Consider the following 3082-nt stretch of genomic DNA (forward strand, 5'->3'; position numbering starts at 1 on the left):
TCGCTATCGCCACCAGACTATTTTAATTGAGAGTTGTTCCCTCAAAACTAGATAATGCTGAAGAAGTAAATCGAGTAATCTAAATGTGGTTAAGTCCTCGACCGATTAGTATTTGTCAGCTCCACGTGTCGCCACGCTTCCACCTCAAACCTATCAACCTGATCATCTTTCAGGGGTCTTACTAGCTTGACGCTATGGGAAATCTCATCTCGAGGGGGGCTTCATGCTTAGATGCTTTCAGCACTTATCCCGTCCGCACATAGCTACCCAGCGATGCCTTTGGCAAGACAACTGGTACACCAGCGGTGCGTCCATCCCGGTCCTCTCGTACTAAGGACAGCTCCTCTCAAATTTCCTGCGCCCACGACGGATAGGGACCGAACTGTCTCACGACGTTCTGAACCCAGCTCGCGTACCGCTTTAATGGGCGAACAGCCCAACCCTTGGGACCGACTACAGCCCCAGGATGCGATGAGCCGACATCGAGGTGCCAAACCTCCCCGTCGATGTGGACTCTTGGGGGAGATAAGCCTGTTATCCCCGGGGTAGCTTTTATCCGTTGAGCGATGGCCCTTCCATGCGGAACCACCGGATCACTAAGCCCGACTTTCGTCCCTGCTCGACTTGTAGGTCTCGCAGTCAAGCTCCCTTATGCCTTTACACTCTTCGAATGATTTCCAACCATTCTGAGGGAACCTTTGGGCGCCTCCGTTACACTTTAGGAGGCGACCGCCCCAGTCAAACTGCCCACCTGACACTGTCTCCCGCCCCGATCAGGGGCGCGGGTTAGAATTTCAATACAGCCAGGGTAGTATCCCACCAATGCCTCCACCGAAGCTGGCGCTCCGGCTTCCAAGGCTCCTACCTATCCTGTACAAGCTGTACCGAAATTCAATATCAGGCTACAGTAAAGCTCCACGGGGTCTTTCCGTCCTGTCGCGGGTAACCTGCATCTTCACAGGTACTATAATTTCACCGAGTCTCTCGTTGAGACAGTGCCCAGATCGTTACGCCTTTCGTGCGGGTCGGAACTTACCCGACAAGGAATTTCGCTACCTTAGGACCGTTATAGTTACGGCCGCCGTTTACTGGGGCTTCAATTCAGAGCTTCGCTTTTAAGGCTAACCCCTCCTCTTAACCTTCCAGCACCGGGCAGGCGTCAGCCCCTATACTTCGCCTTGCGGCTTTGCAGAGACCTGTGTTTTTGCTAAACAGTCGCCTGGGCCTATTCACTGCGGCTCATCCGGGCTATTCACCCAAATGAGCACCCCTTCTCCCGAAGTTACGGGGTGATTTTGCCGAGTTCCTTAACGAGAGTTCTCTCGCTCACCTTAGGATTCTCTCCTCGCCTACCTGTGTCGGTTTGCGGTACGGGCACCTTTTACCTCGCTAGAGGCTTTTCTTGGCAGTGTGGATTCAGGAACTTCGGTACTATAATTCCCTCGCCGTCACAGCTCAGCCTTCACGGGAAGCGGATTTGCCTACTTCCCAGCCTAACTGCTTGGACGCGCTATTCCAGCAGCGCGCTTACCCTATCCTCCTGCGTCCCCCCATTGCTCAAACGGTAAAGAGGTGGTACAGGAATATCAACCTGTTGTCCATCGCCTACGCTTTTCAGCCTCGGCTTAGGTCCCGACTAACCCTGAGCGGACGAGCCTTCCTCAGGAAACCTTAGGCATTCGGTGGATGGGATTCTCACCCATCTTTCGCTACTCATACCGGCATTCTCACTTCTAAGCGCTCCACCAGTCCTTACGGTCTAGCTTCAACGCCCTTAGAACGCTCTCCTACCACTGACACCTATTGGTGTCAATCCACAGCTTCGGTGATACGTTTAGCCCCGGTACATTTTCGGCGCAGAGTCACTCGACCAGTGAGCTATTACGCACTCTTTAAATGGTGGCTGCTTCTAAGCCAACATCCTGGTTGTCTAAGCAACTCCACATCCTTTTCCACTTAACGTATACTTTGGGACCTTAGCTGGTGGTCTGGGCTGTTTCCCTCTTGACTACGGATCTTATCACTCGCAGTCTGACTCCCATGGATAAGTCTTTGGCATTCGGAGTTTGTCTGAATTCGGTAACCCGATGAGGGCCCCTAGTCCAAACAGTGCTCTACCTCCAAGACTCTTACTACATGAGGCTAGCCCTAAAGCTATTTCGGAGAGAACCAGCTATCTCCAAGTTCGATTGGAATTTCTCCGCTACCCACACCTCATCCCCGCACTTTTCAACGTGCGTGGGTTCGGTCCTCCATCCAGTGTTACCTGGACTTCAACCTGGACATGGGTAGGTCACCTGGTTTCGGGTCTACGACCACATACTCAATTCGCCCTATTCAGACTCGCTTTCGCTGCGGCTCCGTCTCTTCAACTTAACCTTGCATGTAATCGTAACTCGCCGGTTCATTCTACAAAAGGCACGCCATCACCCATGAAAGGGCTCTGACTACTTGTAGGCACACGGTTTCAGGAACTATTTCACTCCCCTTCCGGGGTGCTTTTCACCTTTCCCTCACGGTACTGGTTCACTATCGGTCACTAGGGAGTATTTAGCCTTGGGAGATGGTCCTCCCTGCTTCCGACGGGATTTCTCGTGTCCCGCCGTACTCAGGATCCACTCTGGAGGGAACGAAGTTTCAACTACAGGGCTTTTACCTTCTCTGGCCGGCCTTTCCAGACCTGTTCATTTACCTCGTTCCTTTGTAACTCCGTGTAGAGTGTCCTACAACCCCAAGAGGCAAGCCTCTTGGTTTGGGCTAATCCCGTTTCGCTCGCCGCTACTCAGGGAATCGCGTTTGCTTTCTCTTCCTCCGGGTACTTAGATGTTTCAGTTCCCCGGGTCTGCCTTCAATACCCTATGTATTCAGGTAAAGATACTGTTCCATTACGAACAGTGGGTTCCCCCATTCGGAAATCTCCGGATCAAAGCTTACTTACAGCTCCCCGAAGCATATCGGTGTTAGTCCCGTCCTTCATCGGCTCCTAGTGCCAAGGCATCCACCGTGCGCCCTTTCTAACTTAACCTTGTTCGGTGAATGATAAGCGGCGCATCTCTTCGTCAGCTCCGTCACTGTGCTCCTC

General features: G+C 52.6%; 1 rRNA gene. It reads right to left on the bottom strand.

The annotated features are described in order from the left end of the window. Positions 1-85 precede the first annotated feature (85 nt). A 23S ribosomal RNA gene (locus H0173_RS08575) occupies positions 86-3025 on the bottom strand. Positions 3026-3082: the final 57 nt, after the last annotated feature.

Origin of the sequence: Bacillus sp. S/N-304-OC-R1 (assembly GCF_019749375.1) — a bacterium.
Classification (GTDB): domain Bacteria; phylum Bacillota; class Bacilli; order Bacillales; family Cytobacillaceae; genus Cytobacillus.